The following is a 26,352-nucleotide window of genomic DNA, read 5'->3' on the forward strand; positions in this document are numbered from 1 at the left end:
ATCGTCCGGCGGAACGGTTCGCAGCACCGGGAGTCATCCTTTCGGACGACACCCGGGCGCGGCGGCCTCGCCTACGATCGTGGGGTGAGTTCGCGCCGACACCTCCTCGCCGTCTGGGCCGTGTGCGCCGCGGCCGGCGCGCTCATGGTGCTCGTCGCCGCCTACATCTACGTGGGCCCCGAGCCCGAGGCGCTCATCGGCCGGGATGCCGAGCGTGCCCTCGCCCTCCTCGCCGTCGACGTGGCCCTGGGCGCGGCCGCCCTCGCCCTGCTGCCCGTAGCGCTGCGTCGGCCGGACGGCGCGCCCGCCTCCGCTCTCGCGACGGCCCTCATCGTCACCGCCGTCTCCGGCTTCTCCGCCACCTCGCTGCCGGCCGCGGCCGCCGCGCTGTTCGTCCTGGGCGGGCGCCGCCGCACCGCGTGGGCGGGCGCCGCGCTGGCGGTCGCCGCGGTCTCCACGGTGCTGGGGCTCGCGGTCACTTCCCCCAGCGGGTTCACGGGTGCCGACTGGCTCGCCGCGGTGCTCGGCGGGGTGGGCGCGCCGGCCCTCCTCCTGGCGCTGGGCACCGCGCGCGGCCGGCGGTGCGAGGCACGCGCGCTCATCGCGGCGCGGGCGCGGCTCAGCCAGGCGTACGCGGAGTCGCTGGCCCAGCAGGCGCGGCTGGGCGAGCGCGCGCGCATCGCCCGCGACATGCACGACTCGCTGTCCCACCGGCTCAGCGTCATCGCAATGCACGCGGGTGCGCTCGAGCTGCGCGAGGACCTGCCGCTGCAACAGGTGCGCGCCCAGGCCCACACGATCGCCACCGCGGCGCGCGCCGCGGACCGGGACCTGCGCTCGGTGCTCGTCCTCCTGCGCGAGGAGGAGGGGCGCGCGCCGCGCCTCGACCTGGCCGAGCTCGTCGCCGATGCTCGGGCAGCGGGCACGCCCGCCGCCGTTGAGTGGCGGGAGCCGCTGGGCGCCGATTCCCTCGGCGCAATGCCCGCCCTCATTGCCCAGATGCTCTACCGCGCCGTGCAGGAGGCGCTGACGAACGCCCGCAAGCACGCCCCGGGCCAGCCGATCACGGTGGTCATCGGCCACGTCCGAGGGCGCCTCGAGCTGCGCGCGGAGAATCCGGTGCCGCTGGTCCCGGGCCAGCCGTGGCGCCCCGGCACCGGGCAGGGGCTCATCGGGCTGCGCGAGAGGGTCGGGCTCCTGGCCGGCACCGTCGCGGTCGAGGAGCCCACGGCCGAGCGCCCGCGGTTCACCGTGCGCGTGAGCGCCCCGCTCGACCTGGCAGGCGGGGCCGCGGGGACTGCCGGGGCCGCCCCGTGATCCGCGTGCTGCTGGCCGATGACGAGCCGCTCGTACGCGCCGGGCTGCACCTCATCCTCGAATCGGCGCCGGACCTTGCGGTCGTGGCCGAATGCCGGGACGGCCGCGAGGCGCTCGAGCGCGCCTATGCCCTGCGCCCCGACGTCGTGCTCATGGACGTGCGGATGCCGGTGCTCGACGGCATCGAAGCCACGCGCCGGCTCCTCGCGCGCAGCCTGGCCCCGCCGGGCGTGCTCGTGCTCACCGCCTTCGACGCCGACGAGTTCGTCGTCGACGCGCTGGCCGCCGGCGCCGCGGGCTTCCTGCTCAAGACCACGGAGCCGCGCGAGCTCCTGGCCGCCGTGCGCACGGTGGCGGGCGGCACCTCGGCGATCGACCCGGGAGCCCTGCGCCGGCTGGCCGACGCGCAGCGGCGCACCGCGGCACCGCGCCCGGGCGCCTCGGTGCTCGACGCGCTGAGCGAGCGGGAGCGCGAGGTGGCCCGCCTCATCGCCGACGGGCAGACGAACGCGCAGATCGCCGCCGCGCTGCACCTGGCGCTGCCGACGGTGAAGACGCACGTGGCTCGCATCCTGCACAAGACCGGAGCGGACAACCGGGTGCGCCTGGCAATCGAGGTGCTGCGCGCCCAGTCCTGACCGCGCGCGGCCCGCACCGCGCGCTCGGCTGTGTCTCAAGGTGCCTCGCTACAGTGACCGCATGAAGTCCCGCCGACCGCTCAAGCCCTCGCCCGTGCGCTCGCGCACCCGCACGACCGTGCTGTTCTGGCTAGCCGCGGTGGCCGGCGTCGTCATGTTCGCCGCCCAGCAGATCCTCATGGCCACCGGGGTCATCGAGTCCACGGTGCCCGGCGGGGACGGCCTGGGCGGCGTGCGCTTCGGGGTCGACCTGAGCCTGGGCGTGCTCGCGCTGGCGCTCCTGCCCTCGGCCATCCGGCACGACCCCATGGAGGTCGAGGAGTCCTACGTCGGGCCGCCGTCGGCGCTCGTGGCGTGCCTCGTCATCCTGTGCGTGTGGCTCGTGTCCGTGCTCGCCGCGCCGGCGGGCGCGGTCGTGCTCATCTCGCTGTCCGCGCGGCTGTCGGCCAACTGGACGGTGCCGGCGGTCTTCGCCTCGCTCCTGTCGATCATCGTCCACGAGCTCACCTACTACCCGGCGCGCGCCAGCATCGACCCGCCGGTGGTCGCCGGGGCACTGCTGCTCACGCTCCTGCTCATCCTCATGGGCAGCGTGCGCGGGCTCGTCCTGCGCCGCCAGGCCCACGAGGCCGAGGTGCGGACACAGCCGCAGCCGGTCCGCACCTCGGGCGCGGACCGGCCAGACCAGCCCTGACGGGCCGACCCCCGACTGCTCAGCCGCGGGCGCGGCTCACTTCGGGGCCATGCGGATGGCGCCGTCGAGGCGGATCGTCTCGCCGTTGAGCATGGGGTTGGCCACGATCGCCTCGACCAGCTGCGCGTACTCCTCCGGCTTGCCCATGCGCGAGGGGTGCGGGATGGACTTGCCGAGCGACTCCTGCGCGGCCTCGGGCAGGCCCGCCATCATGGGCGTCCAGAAGATGCCCGGCGCGATCGTGACGACGCGGATGAGGGAGCTGGCGAGCTCGCGGGCCATGGGCAGCGTGACCGCCGCGACGCCGCCCTTCGAGGCGGAGTAGGCGATCTGGCCGATCTGGCCGTCGAACGCGGCCACGGAGGCGGTGTTGACGATGACGCCGCGCTCCTCGCCCTGGGGTGCGGTCTTCTCCGCCATCGCGGCGGCGGCCAGGCGGCAGACATTCACGGTGCCCACGAGGTTGATCGTCACGACCTTGACGAAGTCCTCGAGCGGCAGCGGGCCGCGCTTGGAGACGAGCTTGCCCGGCGTGCCCACGCCCGCGCAGTTGACGACCACGCGCAGCTCGCCCAGCCCGGTGGCGGTGTCGATGGCCTGCTGCACCTGCGCCTCGTCGGCCACATTGGCCTGCGCGAAGTGCGCGCGCTCGCCCATCTCCGCTGCGGCGGCCTGGCCGGCCTCGGCGTTGAGGTCGACGATGACGACCTGCGCGCCCTGTGCCAGCAGGGCCTCGGCGGTGGCCCGGCCCAGGCCGGAGGCGCCCCCGGTGACGAGTGCGACGGCGTTGTTCAGTTCCATGTCTCTCCTTGGGATGGGGTGCTGCTGCGATCGGCGGGCCCCTCGGCACCGCTGTGGGCTCACTATCTCACGCGGCGCGGAGGAAAACGTGACGCGGATCTCGACGCGGGCCCCGCGCGGTGGTGGAATGAGCTCACACCATCGATCAGGAGGCGCTTATGCACGTCTACGCAGCACCCGAGGCCGGGGCCCGCATCGAGGCCATGGACATCGACGCGCCGGAGCTCTCCGGCAGCGAGGTCCTCATCGACGTCACCCACTCCGGCGTCTGCCACTCCGACGTCCACTGCCGCGAGGGCTTCTTCGACCTGGGCTCGGCGGGAAAGCTGCCGCTGAGCGCCTCCGGGGTGACCTACCCCGCCGTGTTCGGGCACGAGATCGTCGGCACCGTCGCCGCCGCCGGGCCGGACGCGAAGGTCCGCCCCGGGGACGAGAAGTTCATCGTCTTCCCGTGGATCGGCTGCGGGAAGTGCCAGGCGTGCCGGGAGGACCGGGAGAACTACTGCCCGCAGGGGCGCAACCTGTCCGTCCAGCTCAACGGCGGATATGCGGAGCAGGTGTGGGTGCCCGATGAGCGCTATCTCATCCCGCTGGGCGATCTGGACCCCGCGTGGGGCGCGACGCTCGCGTGCTCCGGCGTCACCTCGTACTCCGCCGTGAACAAGGTGCTGCCGCGCGGTGCGGACGACACGATCGCGGTGATCGGCGCCGGCGGCGTGGGGCTCATGGCCGTGGCGCTGCTGCACGCGCTGGGGCATCGGAGGATCGCGGCCGTGGACGTCAACGACGATAACCTCGCCGCGGCCCGCGAGCTCGGCGCCACGGTGACGTTCAACTCGCGGGCCGACGACCCCGTGGCGGGGCTCGTCGAGGCCGCCGGCGGCAGGCTGTCCGCCGCGATCGACTTCGTCAACAACGGGGCCACCGCGTCCATGGCGATGCGCGCACTGGAGAAGGGCGGGACGCTGGTGAGCGTGGGCCTGTTCGGCGGCGAGCACACCTACCCCACCACCGTGCTGGCGCTCAACCTCATCTCCATCCTCGGCAACTTCGTGGGCAGCCTGCCGGAGCTCAAGGCCCTCGTGGAGCTCGCGAAGTCCCAGGACCTGCCCCGCCTGCCGATCTCGGAGCGGCCCATGAGCGCCGAGGCGGTCAACGAGGCCCTCGACGCCCTCGAGCAGGGCCGGGCGACGGGCCGCACGGTGCTGACGAACTGAGCCCGGCGCGGGGCCTCACTCCTCCGGCAGCGGGCTGACCGAGGGCTGGTTGACGACCTTGTCCGGGTCCGCGACGACCTCGATGACGAGGGGGAAGCGCTGCTGCGCGATCGCCTCGGCCGCGCGGTCCAGGCCGCCGCGGTCCGTGACGCGCACGGCGTGGGCGCCCAGGCCGCGGGCCACCTCGGCGAACGAGGACCACGGGACGAACGAGGTGCTCGCCTGCGAGCCCACGAGCTGGAGCTTGATGTACTCCGCGCCGTAGCACTGGTCGTTCATGACGACGACGATGAGCGGCAGGCCGTGGCGCACCGCGGTGTTGACCTCGACGATGCCGTGCATGGCCCCGCCGTCGCCCACCCACGCGACCGTGGGCACGTCATCGCGCACGGCCGCCGCGCCCGCGCCGAACGCGATGCCCAGGCCGATCGAGCCGAAGTGGCCGGCGTAGTGCCAGCGGCCCGGCGTCGTCGTGATGTGGGGCCACACGGAGTAGGAGTAGCGGCCCACGTCGTGGACCTGCTGGGTGCCCGCGGGCAGGGCATCGGAGATCGCGAGCGCGGCCTCGCGCATGTCCATGAAGCCCCCGCCGCTCGTGGAGCGGAAGAGGTCCTTCGCCTCGCGCCCGGGCGCCGCGGCGATCGCGGCGAGGTAGCGCGGGGGCTTGGCCGGCCCCGTGTGGCCGGCCTCGTCCAGCCGGGCGAGCATGGCCTGGGCGACGGCGCGCGCATCGCCCACCACCCCGTGCGTGATGGGCCCGTACTTCGCGAGCGCGCCCGGATCCCGGTCGGACTGGATGACGCGCTTGCCGGCCAGCAGCTCGTAGTGGTCCGTCGTCCAGTTGTTCAGCGAGGCCCCGAAGCTCACGACGACATCGGCCTGGCCCATGTAGTCGACGGCCGCGGGCGTGGACAGCGTGCCGTGCACGCCCAGGTTCTCCGGCTCCCCCAGGAACAGCTCGCGGCCCAGCAGCGTCGTCATGACCGGCGCGCCCACGGCGCGGGCGAGCGCGAGGATGTCAGCGCGCGCCCCGGACTCCACGGCGCCGCGGCCCGCGATGACGAGGGGGCGCTTGGCGGACATGAGCAGTCCCAGCGCCTCGTCGACGGCGTCGGGATCCGGGGCGATGCGCTGGAGGTCCGTGGAGGGCCACGCGGTCTCCGTCCACTCGACGTCATGGCCGACGAGGGGGTAGGGGACGTCGACGACGATGGGCCGCGAGTCCAGCCGGGCCCGCACGAAGGCCTTGCGCAGGGTCTGCAGCGCGGTCGCCGCCGTCTTCACCCGCTCGTAGCCCGCCCCGGCCGAGCGCGCGAAGCCCTGGATGTCGACGTACTGGAAGTGCTCGTTGACGTCCGGGGTGTCCCCGGTGAGCAGCACCATGGGCGTCTTCGCCTGGACGGCCTCGATGAGGGCGGTGAGCGTGTTCGTCAGGGCCGGGCCGTGGGTGACCGTGACGATGCCCAGCTGCCCGCTCATGCGCGCCCAGCCGTCGGCCATGAGGACGGCTCCGCCCTCCACGGCGGCGGCGATGTAGCGCCCATGGTGGCGCTCGATGTAGGCGCCCAGGTAGGCGAGGTTCGCATCGCCCATGAGGCCGAAGACCGGCCGCCCGTCGCGTTCGTCCGCGAGGAATCGCGCAATCGCCTCGAACAGCCTCATGTCCACACTGCCTTTCGTCGTCTGCCGGGCGCGCCGGTGCGCCCGGAGCATCATAGCCGCCGGGGAGGCGGCAGCCGGTGCGGGCGGGCCCGCACCGAGCTCCGCGGGCCCGCACCCCCGGTGGGCGCCCGCTCAGTACGTGACGAGGCCGCCGGGCACCAGGTGGGCGTGCTCATTGCCGGTGACCATCATGGCGCGCCCGGCCTCCGTGTCGAGCGGCCCCTGCAGGTCGAAGCGCACCCGGGTGATCCCGGCGTGGACCGGGCGGAAGAGGAAGTCGATCGCGATGCCGTACTCCTGGGCGAGGAAGGCATTGATGATGCCGCCGTGGCAGGCGATCGCGATCGTGGGCCCGGGCTCGCCCTCCTCGACCGGCGGCTGGTCCCGGGCGAACGTGCGCACGATGTCCCAGATCGCCGCGTGGGCGCCCCGGCGGAAGGCGTCCGAGGACTCGCTGAGCGGGACCGCGTCCCACTTGCGCGTGCGCACGAGGTCCGCGGCCGCGGCCTGGGCGGCCGTCTGCCCCACCGTGTCCATGATGCTGGCGCCCGGAGGGACCCGCTCGAAGATCCCCACCTCGCGCAGGCGCTCATCGGCTTCCACGCCGAGGCCGTGGCGGGCGGCGATGGCCTCGCCCGTCTCGCTCGCGCGGCGCAGGTCCGAGGCGAAGACCGCCTGCAGCGGCTCGCCGGCCAGCGCCTCGGCGGCGGCCTGGGCCTGGGCGCGGCCCAGCTCGGACAGCGGCGGGTCGAACGCATCCGACTCGGGGGCATCGGCGCCGGGCCGCTCCTGCTGACCGTGCCGGATGAGGATGACGTCGGTGGCGCCCATGCCCCGACTGAGCAGCGCGCGACCCAGGGCGCGGTTGAGGAAGTCGCTCACCGGCTCAGGCTCCCAGCAGCGCGCGGGCCTGGAGGGCGAGCTCCTCGACCCCGGCCCCGGCCGCCTCGACGTCGATGTCGAGGTCGCCCATCTGGCCCTTCACGAGGCGGGTGTAGACGCCCTCCCGGATGCAGGCGAGCTTCCACAGGGCGAAGGCCTGGTAGTAGTCGATGTCGTGGGCGGTGATGCCGGACGCCTCCTCGTACCGGGCGACGAGCTCGTCCACGCTGGGCAGGTCCGTGCCGGGCCGCGGCACCCAGATGCTGGTGAGGTCGAGCTTGGCGGTGAGCATGGCGATGAGGTAGCCCAGGTCGGAGAGCACCTCCCCCACGGCGGAGAGCTCCCAGTCCACCACCGCGCGGATGTCGCCGCCGTCGGCCCAGATGAGGTTGTTGGGCTTGTAGTCGCCGTGGCACAGGCCCGTGGGCGAGTGCGCGGCATCGGGCATCCGGGCCAGCAGCAGGTCGTGGACCTCTTCGATCGCGGGGATCTCGCGCATGCTGATCTGCTGGAACTGCCCCAGCCAGCGGCGCAGCTGGCGCTCGATGAGGCTGCCGGGCCGGCGCAGGTCGCCCAGGCCCACTGCGTCGACGTCGACGCGGTGGATCGCGGCCAGCGCGTCGACGAGGTTGAACCCGGCGCGGCGGCGCTCGGCCTCCGGGATGCGGGCCAGGTCGTCCGGGTCGTTGAGCGGGAAGCCCGCGCAGTAGTCCTGGAAGACGAACGGGACGTCGAGCACGGCGGGGTCGTCGACGATGTCGAGGACGGTGACGGTGGGCACGTCCGTGGGGCCGAGCGCCTGCATGATGCGGCCCTCGCGGGCGACGTCGTGGGCGCTGCCGCCGGCATGGCCGAGCGGCGGGCGGCGCAGCACCCAGCGGCGCTGCCCGTCGACGGTGACGACGTAGGTGAGGTTCGACCGGCCCACGGACAGGACCTCCCAGCCCAGCTCCGGGGCGTCGAAGCGGTCGGAGATCCATCCCACGACACTGGGCTCGATGCCCGCCGGGAGCCGTTGATCCGTCACCGCTGACCTCCAGTTTGAACAATCGTTCGACGCTCATTAAAACTAGTGTTGGCCCCGTAGGGTGTCAAGGAAGACGAGCGCCGAAGCCCCCGCGCCCGCGCAGCTGCGGACGGGGGCGCGGCAGACAGGAGTACCCCATGAGCGCAGCGCACAGCGCGGCCGAGGCCATCACCGCGCCGGCCCGGCAGCACGCGAAGGCGAGCCCCACCGGCGCCGGCCCGCTCGACGACATCGTGGTCGCCGACTTCTCGCGGGTGCTGGCCGGGCCCTACGCGACGATGATGCTGGCGGACATGGGCGCGACGATCATCAAGGTCGAGGGCCCCACCGGGGACGACACGCGCAAGTGGGCCCCGCCGTCGTTCCAGGATCAAGCGAGCTACTACCAGGCGGTCAACCGCAACAAGAGCTCGATCGTGCTCGACTTCGCAGACGCGGACGACCTGGCGACGGCCAAGGAGATCGCGGCGCGCGCCGATGTCTTCATCCACAACTTCAAGCCCGGTTCGCTGGAGAAGTTCGGGCTGGGCTACGAGGACGTGCGGGCCCTGCGCCCCGACACCGTCTACGCCCACATCAGCGGTTTCGGCAGCCAGGGCGGCGGCAGCCTGCCCGGCTACGACGTGCTCATCCAGGGCTTCTCCGGCTTCATGGACATGTGCGGGGACCCCGAGGGCGCCCCCACCCGCTCGGGCGTCTCGCTCTTCGACATCTCGACCGGCATGATGACCGCCTACGGCATCCTCGCGGCCATCCGGCACCGCGACCGCACGGGGCAGGGCCAGCTCGTGGAGAACAACCTCATGGCCAATGCGATCTTCACGATGGCCAACCAGTACCAGGTGGTGGCGACCACGGATGAGCTGCCCAGCCGCCAGGGCAAGGAGCACGCCACGCTCTACCCCTACAACGCGTTCCCCACCGCGGACGGCGACCTCATCGTCGTCGCCGCCAACGACGGGCAGTTCGCCCGCCTGGCCGCGGTGCTCGATGCCCCCGAGTGGCTGGAGGACGAGCGCTTCGACTCCCCCGGCAAGCGCAACCTCAACCGGCGCGCGCTGGCCCCGCTCATCAACGTCAAGCTCGCGGCGGACACCCGCGCGAACTGGTTCGCCAAGCTGCGCGCGGCGGGGCTGCCGTGCGCGCCGGTGCAGAACGTGGCCGAGGGCCTCGCGTTCGCCGATGAGCTGGGCCTCGACCCCCTGTGGACGGCCGGCGAGGAGGGCACGATCCCCACCGTCCGCAACGCGCTGCGGATGTCGGCCACCCCGCCCACGTACCGCAAGGAGCCGCCCGCGCTGGGCGAGGACTCGCAGGCGGTGCGCGCGTGGCTCGCCGGCGAGGGGCAGCTGGGCGGCGCCGGCGGCGGCCCCAGCGCGCAGGGCTAGCTGTGGTGTCCAGGGACGTTGTTGCGTGAATCGCGGTCTACCCGCTGACAGGTGAAGGCCTCCCATTGCGAGAGTGGAGCTGTCGACAAACCGCTCACGCATCACAGGAGGCCTTCATGTCCCACGCTAACGCTGCTCTGACCCCACGCGCTCGATTGCGCCTAGCCAAGCTCATCGTTGAGCAGAAATGGCCGGTCGCCGCCGCGGCGAGAATGTTCATGACTTCACCGCCGACGGCCCGAAAATGGGCGACCCGATTCCGCATCGAGGGCCCCGCAGGCATGATGGACCGATCCAGCCGGCCCCACTCGATGCCAACCAAGACCCCGCCTGCGGTGGTCAAGCAGATCGTCAAAGCGCGGTGGCGCAGGCGGTTGGGGCCGGTGCAGATCGCCGGCGAACTGGGCATCGCGGCATCAACGGTTCACGCGGTGCTCGTGCGCTGCCGGATCAACCGACTCAACCGTATCGACCGCGTCACCGGTGAACCGATCCGCCGGTATGAGCACGACCACCCTGGGGCGCTGATCCATGTCGACGTCACGAAGTTTGGCAACATCCCCGACGGTGGCGGCCACAAGTTCCTCACCCGGCGCCAGAGCAAGCTCAACGCCCGTGCCCAGGCCCGCCTCACCGGTGAGCGCGGCCACGACTACCGACCTCGTATCGGCACCGCATTCGTCCACACTGTCATCGATGACCACTCCCGGGTGGCCTACGCGGAGATATGCGCCGATGAGAAGGCCCTCACTGCCATTGGTGTGCTCAACAGGGCCGTGGCGTGGTTTGCAGACCGTGGCGTGAGTGTTTGAAGCGCCCTGGGTTTCGTTCCGCGCTTATGTGGTGACGAGGGCTCTCGCCTGGGATTGATCGTAGGCCGCTTCGACCTCGGCGGGCGTGCGGTAGTCGAGAGCTTCGTGCAGGCGTTGACGGTTCCACCAGCTGACCCACTCCAGCGTCGCCAATTCGACCGCCGATGTCGACGGCCACGTCGTGCGTGAGTAGATCAGCTCGGCCTTGTACAAGCCGTTGACCGTCTCAGCCAAGGCGTTGTCATACGAATCGCCTACTGTCCCAACCGAAGGCGCGACGCCGTGCTCGGCCAACGTGTCGGTGTACGCCAGCGAAACGTACTGCTTGGGCTCAATCGGTCGTTGCAACACCGTGTTGTTGAAGCGAGCGTAACTGCTCCTCGAAGACTTCCGCGGGAGTGCGCCAGTTCAGGCTTTTCCGTGGCCGGTTGTTGAGCGCGAGAGCGACGGCTTCGAGGTCCTCGGCCGACCACCGCGAGAGGTCCGTGCCCTTCGGGAAGTACTGACGCAGCAACCCGTTTGTGTTCTCGTTCGTCGGCCGCTGCCAGGGCGAGTGGGGGTCGGCGAAGAACACCTTCGTGCCCGTCTCAAGCGCGAACTGGGCATGCGCAGAAAGCTCCTTGCCGCGATCCCAGGTGAGTGTCTTGCGAAGCTGTTCTGGAAGCTTGGTCATGGTCGCGACGAGAGCAGCATTCATCGCGACGGCGCCGTAGCCTCCCAGTGCAGGACCGTTCTTCACATATGGGTTCTCGCCCCAGCCCTCCAGGCGGGGCAGGTGCACCAGCAGAGTCGAGCGGCTCTTGCGCTCGACGACAGTGCCGATCGCCGATCGGCCCGTTCCGATGATCAGATCCCCCTCCCAGTGCCCAGGAACGGCGCGGTCCGCCGCCTCCGCAGGACGTTCGGAGAACACGACATCGGCGGTGACATGCCCTTGCGGACGGTTCTGCGCTCGAGCTCGTGGCTGCCGGAGTGCGCGACCGGTTCGCAGGCAGGTGACGAGTTCGCGTTTGAGCGCGCCACGGCCCTGGATGAACAGCGACTGGTAGATCGCCTCGTGGCTGATGCGCATGGACTCATCATCCGGGAAGTCGACCTTGAGGCGGTGTGAGATCTGCTCCGGGCTCCACGCGATCGCCCACCGCCGGTCCTGCCGATGTGGCTTGTTCCGCCCCTTCCATGCCAGCGGCTCAGGGCCGACGACCACGCTGCCATCGGGTCGGCGGACGTTGCCGGCGAGACGGTCCTGGACGTACTCGCGCAGCCTAGCGTTGGTCACCAACTTCGCCTTCTTCGGCCGCTTCGCCGCCTGCTGCGCCTTCCACTGCGCCACCAGCGCCCGGTATTCCTGCTTGCCGCTGCGCGTAGCGGCATTGCGGCGCAGCTCGCGGGAGATCGTTCCCGGGTCGCGGCCGATCCTGCGGGCGATCTCACGCACGCCGAGCTGCTTGGCGCGGAGAAGCGCGATCTCCTCGCGTTCCTCGAAGGACAGATAACGACCTGTGGGCGGGGCGAGGCTGATCGGCGGCATGCCGCCAGCGTGACGAAACCAACGGGTCCCGACCGGCACAGACACGCCCACCGTCAGCGCCGCTTCGGCGGAGGTGATACCCGTCGCGATCAGACGCCAGAACTGCCGTTGCACCTCCCGCGAAGGCTCAGGCCGCCCGGGCGAGCGCATCGGCGGACGCAACGCCCGATCCGCACGCCACTGCCGACGCGCACTCACGGGCACTTCGCTGGTCTTCTTGCTCCAATCCGCCGTCACCATCGTTGAACACCTCTCGATCGAGGTGTTGCGACAACCAGTTGAATCCGCCCTGGACTCCGCGGTCGCTGTGATGCACGAGCCGTCCGCTCTGACGCGCCGCCGGGGTCGTGGTGATCGCCTGCTGCAACGCGATCATCGGCAACGCCTGCGTCGTCAGCGACGACGCGACCGACCAACCGACGATCTTCCTTGTGCACGCATCGGTGATGAACGCCGTGTACGCGAACCCACCGACGGTGCGCACGTACGTGATGTCCGCCACCCACAGCTCGTTCGGCGCCAACGCGTGGAAGTCACGCTCGACCAGGTCCGGGCGGTGATCGGGCAGCTTCGACGCGACGGTCGTGAACGGGCGACGCCCGCGCCGAACACCGTGCAGCCCAGCGACTCTCATGAGCCGGGCGGTCTGGTCGCGTCCGATCATCCAGCCCTGGCGGCGCATCGCGTGCCACATCTTGCGGTGGCCATACACGCCGTAATTCTGCTGGTGGACGCGCCGGATCTCGTCGATGAGGACCTCGTCACGGATCGCTCGCGCGCAGCGCGGGCGGGCTTTCGCTGCCCGGTAGCCGCGCGACGTGATGAACCCACACTCCGTCGCGCCCAGCACGCGACAGATGGACTCGACCCCGAACTGACCCTTGTGTTCGTCGATGAACCGGATCATCTCGTCGTGGGGCGGTCGAGTTCCGCTGCGAAAAAAGCCGATGCTTTCTTCAAGATCTCGTTCGCGCGCCGTGTCTCTGCGAGTTCGCGGCGAAGGCGCCGGTTCTCTTCCTCGAGCGACTCACGCGGCGCTGCCGCGCCCGCCATGGCTAGTTGTTCGCCGGCACGGGGCATCCAGTTACGGATGGTCGCCGGCGCGATACCGAGCGAGGCTCCGACGGCGTCCATCGCGACGCGCTGTGAGCATGCTTCGGCGGCGCGCTTGTCGAGCACCATCCTGACGGCGTGCTCACGCAACTGCTGGTCGTACTTCTTGGGCATGATCCGATTCTCCTTCAGATGAGTCGGAACCAAACCCAGGGCGCTTCAGATCGAGCGGTTTCACCGCACGCTTGCCGAGGGCTGGGCCTACGCGCGTTTTTACAGTTCCGAGACCGAACGCCGAGGTGAACTTCCTGGTTGGTTGCATGTCTACAATCACCACAGGGTTCACTCCGCGATCGGAGCCCCGCCCATCAGCAGACTCAACAACCTGCCTGGACATCACAGCTAGCCCCCCACCGAGGCGCGTGTCGCCGATCCGCCACACGCGTGTCCCGCTGGGCGCAGCCGCCCCCTGCCGCGCGCCGGGCCCGCGGACAACACTGGGGCCATGGACCTGTCTTCGTTCGTCTACCTCCTCGGCCCGGGGCGGCCGCGCACCCCGCAGGAGCGCCGCCGCCTCGCGCTCGTCCTCTCGCTCCTCGTGGCGCTCGCCACGGTCATCGTCATGGCCGGTATTGTCGCCCTCGCCCTCATCGGCGGGCCTAAGTCCGTGCCCCCAGGTGCGGAGGACCGGGACGACCGGCCCGCCTACGACGCGCAGGCGGTCGCCGCGGAGGTCGCGCGACTGCCGGGGTGCAGAGCGTGCGCACGCTGCGCGGGTCCCAGGCCGCGCAGACACGCGAGCGCGTGCGCGCGCTGTGCCCCGGCGGGGCCACGGCGACCACCGGGGACCACCTGCGGATCGAGGCGCGCCCCGCCTCGGCGGCGGCCGCGCAGGCGCTGGGCGAGGGCGCCTACCGGATCCTCGACGGCTACCGGGACGAGACGGTGCCGTCGGTCGCCATCGAGGTGGGCCGCGCGATCGCGCCGCTCGTCATCGGGCCCGCCGGCACGGCGCCCGGTGTGCCCCAGTTGGGCCCGCCCGTGCTCGCCGACGTTCCCGCGCTCCTCGCGGAGCGCTGGATCACCGCGGTGTGCGCGGCCCGGCAGGGCACGACCGCCCGCCTGGCGCGCGGCGCAGACGCCCTGAACGTGGCGCCGCAGGCCATGCCGACAGCACCGCAGGGCATGCTGTCATTCCGGCGCTCCGGCGCCGACACCGCGCAGCTGGTGCTGCCCTCCGGTGCCGAGGCGCGCTCCCGGGTGGCGGCGCTGCGCCGCATGGTCGCCGCGGTGCCGGGCAGCGCGCTCGCGCAGGCCGACTACCGCTCCACGCAGCGCACGGAGCTCACGGTGGCCCGGCGGGCGGACATCCCGGCCGCGCTGCGCGCGATCGCGGCGCACAAGGGCGGCGAGGGCCAGGCGAACGGTCCCGGGCTGCGCATCGGCGGCACCGAGGAACAGGCCACGCGCGCCCTCGCCCTGCTGCCGGCCATCGAGCGCACCGGGATGCGCGCCACGGCCTTCTTCGCGGGCTACCAGGCGGGCAAGGACTCCACCTGGCACGTCCACGGGGACTCCGCCGCGCTGCGCCGCCTGGGCTCCGCAGACCTCGCCGCGGCCCGCTTCGATGCGAAGGCCACCGTGCTCATGGCCGCGCGCACCACGGGCGCGGGCGCCGTGACCTCGGCCCTCGGCGCCGACCGGGCGCACACAGCGCCGCTGCTCGCCGACCTGTGGGACGCGGGCTGGGCCGATGCGCGGCTAGCGGGCACCGCCTCGAGCCCGGACTTCACACTCGACGTGGGCAGCAGCCCCGCGAGCCAGACGGCCCCGGATCCGGTGCGCGACCCGGGCCCGGTTCATCCGCATCCTGCGCGGGAGCGGCTGGACCGGCACCGCCACGATCCGGGTCGCCCAGCTGAGCGCCCTGAGTTTCGACTCCACCGCGACCGGCCGCGCCCAGGGCGCCCGCCAGGCCGCGGCCGCCTCGGGAGTGGGCCTGGACGACGGGGCCCGCTCGTTCGTCGATGCGTGGAACGCCAGCGCCGCATGACGCCGTGCGGTGCGGGCCCGTGCGGTAGGGTCACTCCATCGACCGATTATTGACTGATTGTTCGTTCTGCCGGGGTGCGAGCCCCGGCCGGCGGAGCCCACGGGAGGGATCATGCGCGCAACCAACGGACGCGAGGCGATCCTGCGCGCCGCGCGCGACACCTTCGCCTCCAAGGGCTTCGACGGCGCCTCGATCCGCGACATCGCCCAGGCCGCCGACCTCAGCCTCTCCGCGCTCTACTACTACTTCTCCTCGAAGCAGGACGCACTCTACGAACTCGTCAGCGCCTCCTACGAGCGGTTCAACGCCCATAGCCGGCAGGTCATCGCCGCCGCCGGCGACGACCACGCCCAGCGGGTCGCGGCCCTCGTGCGCTACCTCGTGCGCTTCCGCATCGCGAACCCGGAGATCAGCCGCGTCGTGCTGCGCGACACCGAGCGCCTGACCCCCGACCGCTTCGCACGCCTCCACGAGCTGCAGAAGGAATCGCGCGGCCTGCTGCTCGACATCGTGCGCGCGGGCGAGGCGGCCGGCGAGTTCGCCGTCGTCGACGCGGCACTCGCCAGCCGCTCCATCCTCGCCATCTGCAATGCGATCCCGCTCTGGTACCGCCCGGGCGGGGACATCACGCCCGAGGACCTGGAGCGGACCTACACGCTCCACGCCCTGCGCATCCTCGGTTGCGCCGAGCCCGGGGCGGGCGACCTCGAGCGCCTCTTCGCCCAGCCCGTGCCCACCGGCGAGACCCGCCTGTCCCCCGACGACCCCGACGGCCCCTGAGCCGCCGGGCGGCCGCCGCGCACCCGCTCGCATTCCACCGCCTGCCCGCATTCCACCGCCTGCCCGATCCAGCCAGCTCGAAGGAGAGCCCGCCATGACCGCACCGCACACGCCGCCCCGCGACCCCCACGAAGCCCCGCCCGCCGTCCTCGCGGAGAAGCGCGAGGGCATCCTCGTCATCACGCTCAACCGCCCGGAGGCCAAGAACGCGGCGACGGAGGAGATGGCGCTTCTCATGGCCGACATCCTCGACGACTTCGCCGCCGACGACGCGCTGGCCGTCGCGGTGCTCACGGGCGCCGGCGGCACGTTCTGCTCCGGGATGGACCTCAAGGACTTCGTCAAGGGCCGCCGCCCGGCCGTCGAGGGCCGCGGCTTCCTCGCCCTCACCGAACGCCCCGCCCCCAAGCCCATCATCGCCGCCGTCGAGGGCTACGCCGTGGCCGGCGGTTTCGAGACGATGCTCGCCTGCGACCTCGTCGTGGCCGCGGAGAACGCGAAGTTCGGCCTGCCGGAGGTCAAGCGCGGCCTCGTCGCCGCCGCCGGCGGCCTCGTCGCCCTGCCGAACCGCGCCCCGCGGGCGATCGCGATGGAGATGGCGCTGACCGGCGACATGTTCGACGCCCAGTACGTCCGCGCCGCGGGCCTCGTCAACCGCGTCGTGCCGGCCGGCTCCGCGCTCGAGGCGGCGCTCGAGCTGGCGGCGGGCATCGCGGCGAACGGGCCGCTCGCGGTGCGCGTGACGAAGCGGGTCATCGTCGAGCAGGCCGGGTGGCCCGCGGACGAGGCCTACGCCCGCCAGCAGGAGATCGTCGGCCCGGTCTTCGAGTCGGCCGACGCGAAGGAGGGCGCCACCGCGTTCGCGGAGAAGCGCGCCCCCCGCTGGACCGGCCGCTGAGCCACCGCCTCGGGCCCCGCCGAGGCCGCGCGAACCAAGGCAAGCCTCACCGCTGCCTATCAGCGGATTGGGAGCTGGCGCCCAGACGGCGGACAATGGTGGGATGAGTCGAATCACCTGCCCCGCGCTGGCGGACAAGGTCACCAGCGCGGAGGACGCCGCCGCCCACATCCGCCCCGGGGACAACGTGGGCATGAGCGGCTTCACCGGCGCCGGCTACCCCAAGGCCGTGCCCGGGGCGCTGGCGGAGCGGATCGGGGCCGCGCACGAGCGCGGCGAGGACTTCCAGATCGGGCTCTTCACCGGCGCCTCGACGTCCGCGGAGCTCGACGGGGCGCTGGCCGAGGTGGACGGCGTGAGCGTGCGCAGCCCGTACAACAGCGACAAGGCGATGCGGGCGGCGATCAACGGCGGCGAGGTCGACTACGTCGACACCCACCTGAGCCATCTGGCCCAGCAGATGTGGTTCGGCTTCTACGGCCGCCTCGACGTCGCGGTCATCGAGGTCGCGGCGATCCTGCCCAACGGCCTGCTCGTCCCGGGCTCCTCGGTGGGCAACAACAAGACCTGGCTCGACCTGGCCGACCGCGTCATCCTCGAGGTCAACGAGTGGCACCCCGAGGCCTACGAGGGCTTCCACGACGTCTACTACGGCACGCGCGTGCCGCCGCACCGCAACCCCATCCAGCTCCTAGAGCCCGGGCAGCGCATCGGCGACCCGTACCTGCGCGTGGACCCGGACAAGGTCGTGGCCGTCGTCCGCACGAACGGCCCGGACCGGGACAACGCGTTCAATCCCGTCGACGACGACTCCAAGGCCATGGCCGAGCACATCATCGACTTCCTGCGCGCCGAGGTGGCCGCCGGGCGGATGCCGGAGAGCCTCCTGCCGCTCCAGTCCGGGGTGGGCAACGTCGCCAACGCCGTGCTCGCGGGCCTCGCCGACTCCGAGTTCGAGCACCTGACGTCCTATACGGAGGTCATCCAGGACAACCTGCTGGCCCTGCTGGACTCCGGCTCGCTCGACACGGTCTCCGCGACCTCGTTCAGCCTGTCGAAGGAGGCAGCCGAGCGCTTCAACCGCGACATCGAGTCCTACAAGGGCCGCATCCTGCTGCGCTCGCAGGAGATGTCGAACCACCCGGAGATCGTGCGCCGGCTGGGCGTCATCGCCATCAACGGCATGGTCGAGTCCGACATCTACGGCCACGTGAACTCCACGCACGTGCTGGGCTCGCAGGTGCTCAACGGGATCGGCGGCTCCGGCGACTTCGCCCGCAACGCCTACCTCAACTTCTTCGTCTCCCCCTCCGTGGCCAAGGGCGGCAAGGTCTCGTCCATCGTGCCGTTCGCCAGCCACATCGACCACACGGAGCACGACGTCCACGTCATCGTCACCGAGCAGGGCATCGCCGACCTGCGCGGCCTGGCCCCGGTGCCGCGCGCCCGGCGGATCATCGACAACTGCGCGCACCCGGACTACCGCGCGCGCCTGCACGACTACGTCGACCGCGCGATCGCCCGGGGCGAGGGCCGCCTGCACATCCCCCACCTGCTCGAGGAGGCGCTGAGCTGGCACGTCAGCCTGCGCGACACGGGGCAGATGTAGCGCCCGCTAGGGTGGGCCCATGAGCATTCCCAGCGTTTCGGTCACCGAGATCCCCCAGGGCGCGAACATCCTCGACGTCCGCGAGGACGACGAGTTCGCCGCCGGCCACATCGACGGCGCGCAGCACATCCGGCTGGGCGACCTGCCCGTGCGCTACGGCGAGGTGCCCCTGGACGAGGACGTCTACGTCATCTGCCGCTCCGGGGGCCGCTCGCGGCAGGCGACCATGTGGCTCAACGACAACGGCTTCGACGCGATCAACGTCGACGGCGGCATGGGCGCCTGGAACCTCGACCACGGCCTGCCGATCGTCTCCGGCGGCGACGGCGAGGCGTGGGTGAAGTAGGCCCCGCGCCCCTCTACCCGCCCGGCCCGCCCGCTCGCCCACTGAGACGAATGGGGAGACGGCGCCCCGCTCGTGCCCGAACTCTGCCACAGTAGGGCCATGACATCACGTGCGGGCCAGCCTGCCCTGGAATCGGACCTCGTCGACGTCGCCGAGCTGCTCGATGCGTACCACGACCTCGAGCCGGACCCGGCCGACCCCGCCCAGCAGGTGGCGTTCGGCACCTCGGGCCACCGCGGCTCCAGCCTGGCCGGCTCGTTCAACGAGGCGCACATCGCCGCGACGACCGCCGCCATCGTCGAGTACCGACGCGCGCAGGGCTACACCGGCCCCGTCTACCTCGCCCGGGACACGCATGCGCTGTCCGAGCCCGCCTCGATCACCGCGCTCGAGGTGCTGGCGGCCGCCGGCGTCCCGACGATGATCGACGACCGCGACTCCTACACCCCCACGCCCGTGCTCTCCCACGCAGTCCTCAAGCACAACGCGAACCTGGGCGCGGCGCAGGGCCTGGCCGACGGCATCGTCATCACCCCCAGCCACAACCCCCCGCGCGACGGCGGCTTCAAGTACAACCCGCCCAACGGCGGCCCCGCGGACACGGACGTCACCGCGTGGATCGAGGGCCGGGCCAACGAGCTGCTGCCCCGCTGGCGCGAGATCGCCAGGACGCCCTTCCAGCGGGCCTTCCACCTGGACAACACGACGAACTTCGACTTCACCTCGAGCTACGTCGACGACCTGCCCCAGGCCATCGACATGGAGGCCATCCGCGACTCCGGCCTGCGGATCGGGGCGGACCCCCTGGGCGGGGCGAGCGTGGACTACTGGGCGGCGATCGCCGAGCGCTTCGACCTGGACCTGGACGTCGTCAACCCGGACGTGGACCCGCAGTGGGCGTTCATGACGCTCGACTGGGACGGCAGGATCCGGATGGACTGCTCCTCGCGCTTCGCGATGGCCTCGCTCATAGCCAACCGCGACCGCTACGACATCGCCACCGGCAACGACCCGGACGCGGACCGCCACGGCATCGTCACCCCCGACGGCGGACTCATGCAGCCCAACCACTACCTGGCCGTCGCGATCGACTACCTCTTCTCCCACCGGCCGGAGTGGGCCGCGGGCGCGGCGGTCGGCAAGACCCTCGTGTCCTCCTCGCTCATCGACCGGCTGGCCGCCGCGCGCGGTCGGCGCCTGCTCGAGGTGCCCGTGGGCTTCAAGTGGTTCGTGCCGGGCCTGCTCGACGGCAGCGTGGGCTTCGGCGGCGAGGAATCCGCCGGCGCCTCGTTCCTCACCCGCACCGGCGGGGTGTGGACGACGGACAAGGACGGCATCCTCATGGACCTGCTCGCCGCGGAGATCACCGCGGTGACGGGCCAGACGCCCTCCCAGCGCTTCGCCGCCCTGGCCGACGAGTTCGGCCACAGCGCCTACGCCCGCATCGACGCCCCCGCCACCCGCGAGCAGAAGGCCGCGCTCAAGGCGCTGAGCCCCGAGCAGGTCACGGCGGACACGCTGGCCGGCGAGCCCATCACCGCCAAGCTCACGCAGGCGCCGGGCAACGGCGCGGCGATCGGCGGGCTCAAGGTCACCACCGACGATGCGTGGTTCGCCGCCCGGCCCTCGGGCACCGAGGACGTCTACAAGATCTATGCGGAGTCGTTCAGGGGCGAGGACCACCTGGCCCGGGTCCAGGCGGAGGCGAAGGCGGTCGTCGACCAGGCGATCGGCTGATCCCGCGCGCCCGGTAGCATTGACGGGTGCTGAGCAACTACCGCGAGATCTTCGCCCTGCCGGGCGCCCTGCGCTTCACCATCGCGGGGCTCATCACGCGCATGCCCATCGCCATCCTGGGCCTGGGCCTCGTGCTCTTCATCCAGACCGTCACGGGCTCCTACGGCACCGCCGGCGCGGTCTCCGCGACGTACATGCTCGTCCAGGCCATCGCCAACCCCTTCATCGCCAAGCAGGTGGACCGGCGCGGCCAGGCCCGCGTCATGGTCCCGCTCACCGTCGTCCACATCGTCGCGCTGTGCCTGCTCATGCTCTCCGTCTACCTCCACCTGTGGCTGGGCCTGGCGTTCGTCTTCGCGGGCATCGCCGGCGCCACCGTGGGCAGCGTGGGCGCGCTCGTGCGCGCCCGCTGGGCGGCCGCCGCGCAGGACCAGCACCAGCTCGACAGCGCGTTCTCCTGGGAGGCGGTGGCCGATGAGATCCTCTTCGTCACCGGCCCGGTCGTCGTCACCGCGCTCGCCACGGCCGTCCTGCCGCCGGCGGGCGTCATCGCCTCGATCATCGCGGTGGGCGTGGGCGGTGCCCTGTTCTACACCCAGCGCGGCACCGAGCCCGCCCCGGAGCCCAAGGCGCCGCGGGCCGTGCGCGGCAAGGTCCTGTCGAACTCCGGGATCCTCCTCGTCGTGGCCTGCGAGCTGTGCTTCGGCGTGAACTTCGGCGCCCTCGACGTCTCCGCCGTCGCGTTCGCCGACGAGCAGGGCCTCAAGCCGCTGGCCGGCGTCTCGCTGGCCGCCTACGCCGCGGGCTCCCTCATCGCCGGCGCGATCTACGGCTCGATCAACTGGAAGGTCTCCGTGCGCCGCCGCTATGCGGCCACGCTCGTCCTCCTGGCGCTGGGCAACTGGATGTGCCAGCTGGCCGTCGGGATGGTCTCGCTCTCGCTCGTGCTCTTCGTCGTGGGCTTCATGATCGCCCCCTCGCTCATCGCCGGCAGCTCCGTCATCCAGGAGCTCGCCCCGCCCAAGCGGCTCACCGAGGCGCTCGCCTGGATCGGCACGTCGATGGGCTTCGGCGTCTCGATCGGCTCGTTCGTCGCGGGCCTCATCATCGACCGCCACGGCGCGCACGCGGCCCTCCTCCTACCCGCCTGCGCCACCACCCTGGCCGCGGTTCTGGCGGTCGCGTTCAACGGCCGCTTCGATCCCGCGATCCGCTCCCACGCGGCCCGCCAGGCCCGCTCCGTCATCGAGCCGTAGGGCGGCAGGGCGCCCTTAGGCGAGCCTATGTACCCGGGGGCCGGGGCGGCCGCTACAGTGATGCCACCGTGGCGGTCAGGCTGAGATAGTGCGTGGCCGTCATGGCCCCGACTTCCCGGCCCGCGCACCGCCCACGGCAGCGCCGCCGCGGGTCGCAGGGCCCTACAGTGGGCCCATGCGCATCCTCATCGCCGCCGACAAGTTCAAGGGCACGCTCACCGCCGCCCAGGTTGCCGGGCACCTGTCGGGCCCGCTGAGCGCCGCCGGGCACGCCGTTGACTGCGTGCCGATCGCCGACGGCGGCGACGGCACCGTGGCCGCCGCCGTCGCGGCGGGGCTGTCCGCCCAGGGCGCCGAGGCGACAGGCCCCCTGGGCGCGCCCGTCACCGCGCACTGGGCCCGCTCCGGAGCCACCGCCGTCATCGAGCTCGCCGAGGCGTCCGGCCTCGCACTGGTGTCCGAGTCCACCGCCGCCACCGCGCTGCGCGCCTCGAGCACCGGGACCGGCGAGCTCATCCGCGCGGCCCTCGAGGCGGGCTGCACGAGGATCGTCGTGGGCGTGGGCGGCTCGGCCTGCACCGACGGCGGGGCCGGCCTGCTCCAGGCACTCGGCGCGGAACTCACCGCCGCCGACGGCGCGGGACTTCAACCCGGCGGGGGCGCGCTGCCCAGCCTGGCCACCGCGGACCTGGAGCCGGCCCGCGCGCTGCTCGCCGCGCACGGAGCGCGCCTCGTCCTCGCCTCGGACGTGGACAATCCGCTCCTGGGCAGCGCCGGGGCGGCGGCGGTCTACGGCCCGCAGAAGGGCGCGGGGCCCGCGGAGGTCGCCGCGCTCGACGCGGGCCTGGCGCGGCTGGCCGACCTGCTCGACCCGGCGGGCGAGCTGCGCGGGCGCCCGGGCGCAGGAGCCGCCGGCGGCGTGGGCTTCGCGCTGCTGACCCTGGGCGCCGAGCAGGTCTCCGGGGCCTCCTACGTCATGGACCTCGCCGGCTTCGACGCCGCCCTGCGTCAGGCCGAGCTCGTCGTCACGGGCGAGGGGCGCTTCGATGCGCAGACCCTCTCCGGCAAGGGCCCCGGCGCGGTGGTGCGCGCCGCCCGCGCCGCGGGCATCCCCGTGTGGATGGTGTGCGGCGGCAGCGAGGTCTCCGCCGCCCAGGCGCGCGCGGCTGGCCTGAGCGGGGTGCTGGCGCTCACCGACGAGGCGCCGCTGGCCGCGGCGCTGGCCGACCCGGGCCCACTGCTGGCGGGTGCCGCGCGCCGGCTGGCCGCCCGCCTGGGCGGCTGAGGCCTCAGGCCTTCGGGCCGCCCGCGGGATCCTCCGGGGCCGCGCCGTCGCGGCCCTCGCGGATCGAGCGCGCCGAGGCGCCGCCGGAGTCGAGCCCGCGGTTCTTGCGCAGCAGCAGGATGACGACGACTGCGACAATGGCGATGCCGCCCACCACGAGCAGGATGACCATGGGCGCGGACATCCCCGTGCCGTCGTTGCCGGCGGCCAGGTCGCCGCGCGTGTCCTCGGCGTTCTCGTCCGGCTGGTCGACGGCCCCGGCGCCCAGCCCGGCCTCGCCGGAGGAGTCCTCGGAGCTCACGGCGCCGCCAGCGCCGCCCTTGTCGCTGATCGTGAAGCCGAAGTCGCCGCTGATGGGGTGACCGTCCTGGGAGACGACGCGCCACTTCACGGTGTAGTCCCCGGCCGCCAGGTCATCGGGCAGCGCGGACTTCACCGTCTTGCCCTTGATGTCGTACTCGCCCGCGTTGACGTCCTTGCCGCCGTGCTCGACCTTGATCTCCGTGCCGACGTCCTGGATGTTGCCGCTGAACGTCATCTCCAGCCACTCGGGCTGCTTGTCCAGCGTCGCCCCGTCCTTGGGGTTGGACGACACGAGCTGGTCGTGCGCGCTGGCAACCGGCGCGAGGAAGAGGCCCAGCAGCGCCATCGCGGCGGCGGCGAGGACGGCGAGGAGGGGGCGGGTGCGGGTGCTCACGGGGTGTGCTCCATTCGTCTGCGGTGCGTGCCCCCAGTATCGCGCAGGCGCCCCGCGGGGAAAACCCGCCGGGCCGCAGGCGCCCCGAACTCGCAGGCGAATCCCACCGCGCTCAGCGGGCACCTGCCGCGCTCAGCGGCCGGTGAGCTCCGCGACGAGCGCGGGGAGGTGGGCCTCGAGCTCCCGGAAGACCTCCTCGTGGTCCTCCGGTCCCCCGTACCAGGGATCGTCCACGTCGAGCGGCTCGCCGTCGGCGCCCAGCTCCGGCTCCCCGAGCTCGCGCAGCATGACGATGCGCGGGCGCCGCTCGGCGGGCAGCCCGGCGGCCAGGCGCTCGAGACCGGCCCGGTGGCGCCGCGTCATCGCGACAGCCAGGTCGGCATCGGCGAGCTGCTGCGCGGTGACCTGGCGGGCCGCGTGCTCGCCCGCCTCGATCCCGTGGCCGGCGAGCACGCGGGCGCTCACCGGATTCATGGGGTTGCCGGCCTCCTCGTCCGACAGCCCCGCCGAGGCGATGGCCAGCGCATCCTCACGCCCCTGTTCGCGCAGGCGGTGGCGCAGCAGGTGCTCGGCCATGGCCGAGCGGCAGATGTTGCCGGTGCAGACGAAGAGGACCCGGGGCGGCCGGTACGGTTGTTCCATGACTTCATCCTCCGCCATGGGCGCCGCTCAGGCCAAGCTGTACGGCGACCCCTCCGTCACCCCGGGCACCGATCTGTTCCGCAGCGTCAACGGCCGGTGGCTCGCCGAGCACGAGATCCCCGAGGACCGCTCCGGCGACGGCGCCATGCGCGAGCTCGTCGACGCGAGCGAGGAGGCCGTGCGCGACCTCATCGGCGAGCTCGCCGAGACCGAGCACCCCGCCGGCAGCGCCGCCCAGAAGATCGCGGACCTGTTCCGCTCGTTCATGGACGCGGACGCGATCGAGGAGGCGGCCGTCGCCCCGCTCACCGCCGACTTCGAGCGCATCGCCGCCGTGGCCGACAAGTCGCAGCTCGCCGAGCTCATGGGCCGGCTCGAGCGCACGGGCGCCGGCGGCATCTACCGCTCCTACGTCTCCGCGGACGCCCGCAACTCCGACGTCTACGCCCTCTACCTGGACCAGGGCGGCATCCACCTGCCCGACGAGGTCTACTACCGCGGCACCGACTACCAGCCGCTGCGCGATGCCTACCGCAGCCACATCGCCGCGATGTCGCGCATCGCGGGCCTGAGCGCGCACACCGGCCTGAGCGACGAGGCGCTCGCCGCGGCCGTCTTCGACTTCGAGACGAAGCTCGCGGCCCACCACTGGGACAACGTCGCCACCCGCGATGCGGAGGCCACCTACAATCTCTTCTCGCTCCAGGAGATGGCCGAGCTGGCCCGCGGCTTCGACTTCGGCGCCTGGGCGCGCGGGGCGGGCATCGACCGCGCCGCCAGCGCCGTGGCCGGCGAGCCCTCGTTCTTCACCGGCTCGGGCCGCGTGTGGGAGGAGACGGACCTCGCCACGCTCAAGGCCTGGCTCATCTTCAACGTGCTCGAGGCCGATGCGAACCTGCTCCACCGCGAGCTGGTCGAGGAGAACTTCGACTTCTACGGGCGCACCCTGTCCGGCACCCCCGCGATGCGCGAGCGCTGGAAGCGCGGGGTGGGCGTGGTCGAGGCGCTGCTGGGCGAGGCCGTCGGCAAGCTCTACGTCGAGCGCCACTTCCCGCCGGACGCCAAGGCCGCGATCCAGGACCTCGTCGACAAGCTCATCCGGGCCTATGAGCACTCGATCCGCACGATCGACTGGATGGGCGAGGAGACGAAGGCGCGGGCGCTGGACAAGCTCGCCCTCTTCGCCCCGAAGGTGGGCTACCCGGATGCGTGGCGCGACTACCCGGCCGAGGTCCGCCCGGACGACCTCATCGGCAATGTGCGCCGCGCGGCGGCGGCGGAGCACGAGCGCCAGATCGCGCGCATCGCCGGGCCCATCGACCGCACCGAGTGGTTCATGACCCCGCAGACCGTCAACGCCTACTACCACCCCGTGCTCAACGAGATCGTGTTCCCGGCCGCCATCCTCCAGCCGCCGTTCTTCGACCCGGAGGCCTCCGACGCCGCGAACTTCGGGGCGATCGGCGCGGTGATCGGCCACGAGATCGGCCACGGCTTCGACGACCAGGGCTCGCGCTATGACGGCCACGGCAACCTCGTGAACTGGTGGACGGAGGCCGACCGCGACCGCTTCGACGAGCTCACCCGTGCCCTCATCGACCAGTACGAGGCCCTCATCCCCACCGGGTTCGGCGCCTCGGAGCACGTCAACGGGGCGCTGACGATCGGCGAGAACATCGGGGACCTGGGCGGGCTGTCGATCGCGTGGAAGGCGCTCGGCATCGCCGCCGACGACGCCGGGCGCGAGGTCACCGAGGCCGATGCGCGGGACTTCTTCAGCGCGTGGGCCGGGGCGTGGCGGGCGAAGTTCCGCCGCGAGGAGCGCCTGCGCCGCCTGAGCATCGACCCCCATGCGCCGGAGGAGTTCCGCTGCAACCAGGTCGTGAAGAACATCGAGGCCTTCTACACCGCGTTCGGCGTGGGCGAGGACGACGAGATGTACCTTGCGCCCGAGCGCCGCGTGTCCATCTGGTGAGCCGGTAAGGCGGCGGCGAGGGGGTGCCCCTTGCCGCCGCCGGGCGCGTTTC

At 72.3% G+C, this 26,352-nt stretch carries 23 protein-coding genes and 3 pseudogenes; 16 read left to right on the plus strand and 10 right to left on the minus strand.

Features of this window, described 5'->3' with window-relative positions; genetic code table 11:
* The first annotated feature begins 84 nt into the window (after window positions 1-84).
* The 3 genes from BRM1_RS08550 (at window position 85) to BRM1_RS08560 (ending at window position 2,649) form a co-directional block, all read left to right on the plus strand.
* On the plus strand, window positions 85-1,317 hold the full coding sequence (locus tag BRM1_RS08550; protein ID WP_268525207.1) for a sensor histidine kinase: 1,233 nt from the start codon (window positions 85-87) through the stop codon (window positions 1,315-1,317).
* A complete protein-coding gene (locus BRM1_RS08555) occupies window positions 1,314-1,955 on the plus strand; it encodes a response regulator (protein WP_268525209.1) in 642 nt (213 codons plus the stop codon). The genes BRM1_RS08550 and BRM1_RS08555 overlap by 4 nt, the downstream gene beginning before the upstream one ends.
* 61 nt (window positions 1,956-2,016) lie before the next feature.
* Entirely contained in the window at window positions 2,017-2,649 is a 633-nt protein-coding gene (locus tag BRM1_RS08560; RefSeq protein WP_268525211.1) for a hypothetical protein, read from the plus strand.
* 36 nt (window positions 2,650-2,685) lie between these two features.
* On the opposite strand, the gene BRM1_RS08565 is transcribed toward BRM1_RS08560, so the two are convergent.
* Window positions 2,686-3,450 carry an SDR family NAD(P)-dependent oxidoreductase gene (locus BRM1_RS08565; protein ID WP_160952803.1) on the minus strand — a complete coding sequence of 255 codons (765 nt, stop codon included), beginning with the start codon at window positions 3,448-3,450 and terminating at the stop codon, window positions 2,686-2,688.
* A 158-nt stretch (window positions 3,451-3,608) separates the two neighbouring features.
* Here BRM1_RS08565 and BRM1_RS08570 point away from each other — a divergent pair, with 158 nt between their 5' ends.
* Window positions 3,609-4,667: an alcohol dehydrogenase gene (locus BRM1_RS08570; protein ID WP_268525214.1), complete on the plus strand. Its 1,059-nt coding sequence runs from the start codon at window positions 3,609-3,611 to the stop codon at window positions 4,665-4,667.
* A 15-nt stretch (window positions 4,668-4,682) separates the two neighbouring features.
* Here BRM1_RS08570 and BRM1_RS08575 read toward each other — a convergent pair whose 3' ends face one another.
* From BRM1_RS08575 to BRM1_RS08585, 3 genes are all read right to left on the minus strand, one after another.
* Entirely contained in the window at window positions 4,683-6,329 is a 1,647-nt protein-coding gene (locus BRM1_RS08575) for a thiamine pyrophosphate-binding protein (RefSeq protein WP_268525216.1), read from the minus strand.
* A gap of 132 nt (window positions 6,330-6,461) precedes the next feature.
* Window positions 6,462-7,211: a histidine phosphatase family protein gene (locus BRM1_RS08580; RefSeq protein WP_160952800.1), complete on the minus strand. Its 750-nt coding sequence runs from the start codon at window positions 7,209-7,211 to the stop codon at window positions 6,462-6,464.
* Between the two features lie 4 nt (window positions 7,212-7,215).
* Window positions 7,216-8,238 carry a phosphotransferase family protein gene (locus BRM1_RS08585; RefSeq protein ID WP_268525219.1) on the minus strand — a complete coding sequence of 341 codons (1,023 nt, stop codon included), beginning with the start codon at window positions 8,236-8,238 and terminating at the stop codon, window positions 7,216-7,218.
* 137 nt (window positions 8,239-8,375) lie between these two features.
* Between BRM1_RS08585 and BRM1_RS08590 the strand changes: the two genes are divergently transcribed.
* Together BRM1_RS08590 and BRM1_RS08595 are read left to right on the plus strand one after the other, a co-directional pair.
* Window positions 8,376-9,626: a CaiB/BaiF CoA transferase family protein gene (locus BRM1_RS08590; RefSeq protein WP_160952798.1), complete on the plus strand. Its 1,251-nt coding sequence runs from the start codon at window positions 8,376-8,378 to the stop codon at window positions 9,624-9,626.
* A 116-nt stretch (window positions 9,627-9,742) separates the two neighbouring features.
* A pseudogene (locus BRM1_RS08595) lies at window positions 9,743-10,435 on the plus strand (leucine zipper domain-containing protein); the annotation flags it as partial.
* A 27-nt stretch (window positions 10,436-10,462) separates the two neighbouring features.
* On the opposite strand, the pseudogene BRM1_RS08600 reads toward BRM1_RS08595, so the two are convergent.
* The 4 genes and pseudogenes from BRM1_RS08600 to BRM1_RS08615 all read right to left on the minus strand — a co-directional run.
* A pseudogene (locus BRM1_RS08600) lies at window positions 10,463-10,762 on the minus strand (integrase core domain-containing protein); the annotation flags it as partial.
* Between the two features lie 7 nt (window positions 10,763-10,769).
* Window positions 10,770-12,119 carry an IS30 family transposase gene (locus tag BRM1_RS08605; RefSeq protein WP_442864352.1) on the minus strand — a complete coding sequence of 450 codons (1,350 nt, stop codon included), beginning with the start codon at window positions 12,117-12,119 and terminating at the stop codon, window positions 10,770-10,772.
* The gene (locus BRM1_RS08610) at window positions 12,097-12,876 is read right to left on the minus strand and encodes an IS3 family transposase (protein WP_268525221.1); all 780 of its coding nucleotides are present in this window, start codon (window positions 12,874-12,876) and stop codon (window positions 12,097-12,099) included. Before BRM1_RS08610 ends, BRM1_RS08605 begins: the two co-directional genes overlap by 23 nt.
* The gene (locus tag BRM1_RS08615; RefSeq protein WP_160954402.1) at window positions 12,873-13,196 is read right to left on the minus strand and encodes a transposase; all 324 of its coding nucleotides are present in this window, start codon (window positions 13,194-13,196) and stop codon (window positions 12,873-12,875) included. The genes BRM1_RS08610 and BRM1_RS08615 overlap by 4 nt, the downstream gene beginning before the upstream one ends.
* Window positions 13,197-13,224: 28 nt before the next feature.
* Here BRM1_RS08615 and BRM1_RS08620 point away from each other — a divergent pair.
* The 9 genes and pseudogenes from BRM1_RS08620 to BRM1_RS08660 form a co-directional block, all read left to right on the plus strand.
* Window positions 13,225-13,428, plus strand: a pseudogene (locus BRM1_RS08620) (integrase core domain-containing protein); the annotation flags it as partial.
* A gap of 344 nt (window positions 13,429-13,772) precedes the next feature.
* A complete protein-coding gene (locus tag BRM1_RS08625; RefSeq protein ID WP_268525224.1) occupies window positions 13,773-15,128 on the plus strand; it encodes a hypothetical protein in 1,356 nt (451 codons plus the stop codon).
* A gap of 58 nt (window positions 15,129-15,186) precedes the next feature.
* Window positions 15,187-15,855, plus strand: coding sequence for a TetR family transcriptional regulator (locus BRM1_RS08630; protein WP_160954013.1), 669 nt, complete (start codon window positions 15,187-15,189; stop codon window positions 15,853-15,855).
* A 94-nt stretch (window positions 15,856-15,949) separates the two neighbouring features.
* Window positions 15,950-16,753: a crotonase/enoyl-CoA hydratase family protein gene (locus tag BRM1_RS08635; protein ID WP_160954014.1), complete on the plus strand. Its 804-nt coding sequence runs from the start codon at window positions 15,950-15,952 to the stop codon at window positions 16,751-16,753.
* Between the two features lie 103 nt (window positions 16,754-16,856).
* Complete coding sequence (locus BRM1_RS08640) at window positions 16,857-18,362, plus strand: acetyl-CoA hydrolase/transferase family protein (protein ID WP_268525225.1); 1,506 nt, start codon at window positions 16,857-16,859, stop codon at window positions 18,360-18,362.
* Between the two features lie 19 nt (window positions 18,363-18,381).
* Window positions 18,382-18,708 carry a rhodanese-like domain-containing protein gene (locus BRM1_RS08645; RefSeq protein ID WP_160954016.1) on the plus strand — a complete coding sequence of 109 codons (327 nt, stop codon included), beginning with the start codon at window positions 18,382-18,384 and terminating at the stop codon, window positions 18,706-18,708.
* 99 nt (window positions 18,709-18,807) lie between these two features.
* On the plus strand, window positions 18,808-20,445 hold the full coding sequence (pgm, locus tag BRM1_RS08650; protein ID WP_268525226.1) for a phosphoglucomutase (alpha-D-glucose-1,6-bisphosphate-dependent): 1,638 nt from the start codon (window positions 18,808-18,810) through the stop codon (window positions 20,443-20,445).
* Window positions 20,446-20,471: 26 nt separating this feature from the next.
* Complete coding sequence (locus BRM1_RS08655) at window positions 20,472-21,701, plus strand: MFS transporter (protein ID WP_268525227.1); 1,230 nt, start codon at window positions 20,472-20,474, stop codon at window positions 21,699-21,701.
* 175 nt (window positions 21,702-21,876) lie between these two features.
* Window positions 21,877-22,986 carry a glycerate kinase gene (locus tag BRM1_RS08660; RefSeq protein ID WP_268525229.1) on the plus strand — a complete coding sequence of 370 codons (1,110 nt, stop codon included), beginning with the start codon at window positions 21,877-21,879 and terminating at the stop codon, window positions 22,984-22,986.
* 4 nt (window positions 22,987-22,990) lie between these two features.
* On the opposite strand, the gene BRM1_RS08665 is transcribed toward BRM1_RS08660, so the two are convergent.
* Both BRM1_RS08665 and BRM1_RS08670 read right to left on the minus strand, forming a co-directional pair.
* Window positions 22,991-23,683, minus strand: a complete 693-nt coding sequence (locus tag BRM1_RS08665) for a copper resistance CopC family protein (RefSeq protein WP_268525231.1) — start codon at window positions 23,681-23,683, stop codon at window positions 22,991-22,993.
* A gap of 132 nt (window positions 23,684-23,815) precedes the next feature.
* The gene (locus tag BRM1_RS08670) at window positions 23,816-24,325 is read right to left on the minus strand and encodes a low molecular weight protein-tyrosine-phosphatase (protein WP_160954020.1); all 510 of its coding nucleotides are present in this window, start codon (window positions 24,323-24,325) and stop codon (window positions 23,816-23,818) included.
* On the opposite strand from BRM1_RS08670, the gene BRM1_RS08675 reads away from it, so the two are divergent.
* The gene (locus tag BRM1_RS08675) at window positions 24,324-26,300 is read left to right on the plus strand and encodes a M13 family metallopeptidase (protein ID WP_268525233.1); all 1,977 of its coding nucleotides are present in this window, start codon (window positions 24,324-24,326) and stop codon (window positions 26,298-26,300) included. The two genes, BRM1_RS08670 and BRM1_RS08675, sit on opposite strands and share 2 nt — an antisense overlap.
* Window positions 26,301-26,352 lie beyond the last annotated feature (52 nt).

The organism is Brevibacterium sp. BRM-1 (assembly GCF_026802075.1).
Lineage (GTDB): Bacteria > Actinomycetota > Actinomycetes > Actinomycetales > Brevibacteriaceae > Brevibacterium > Brevibacterium rongguiense.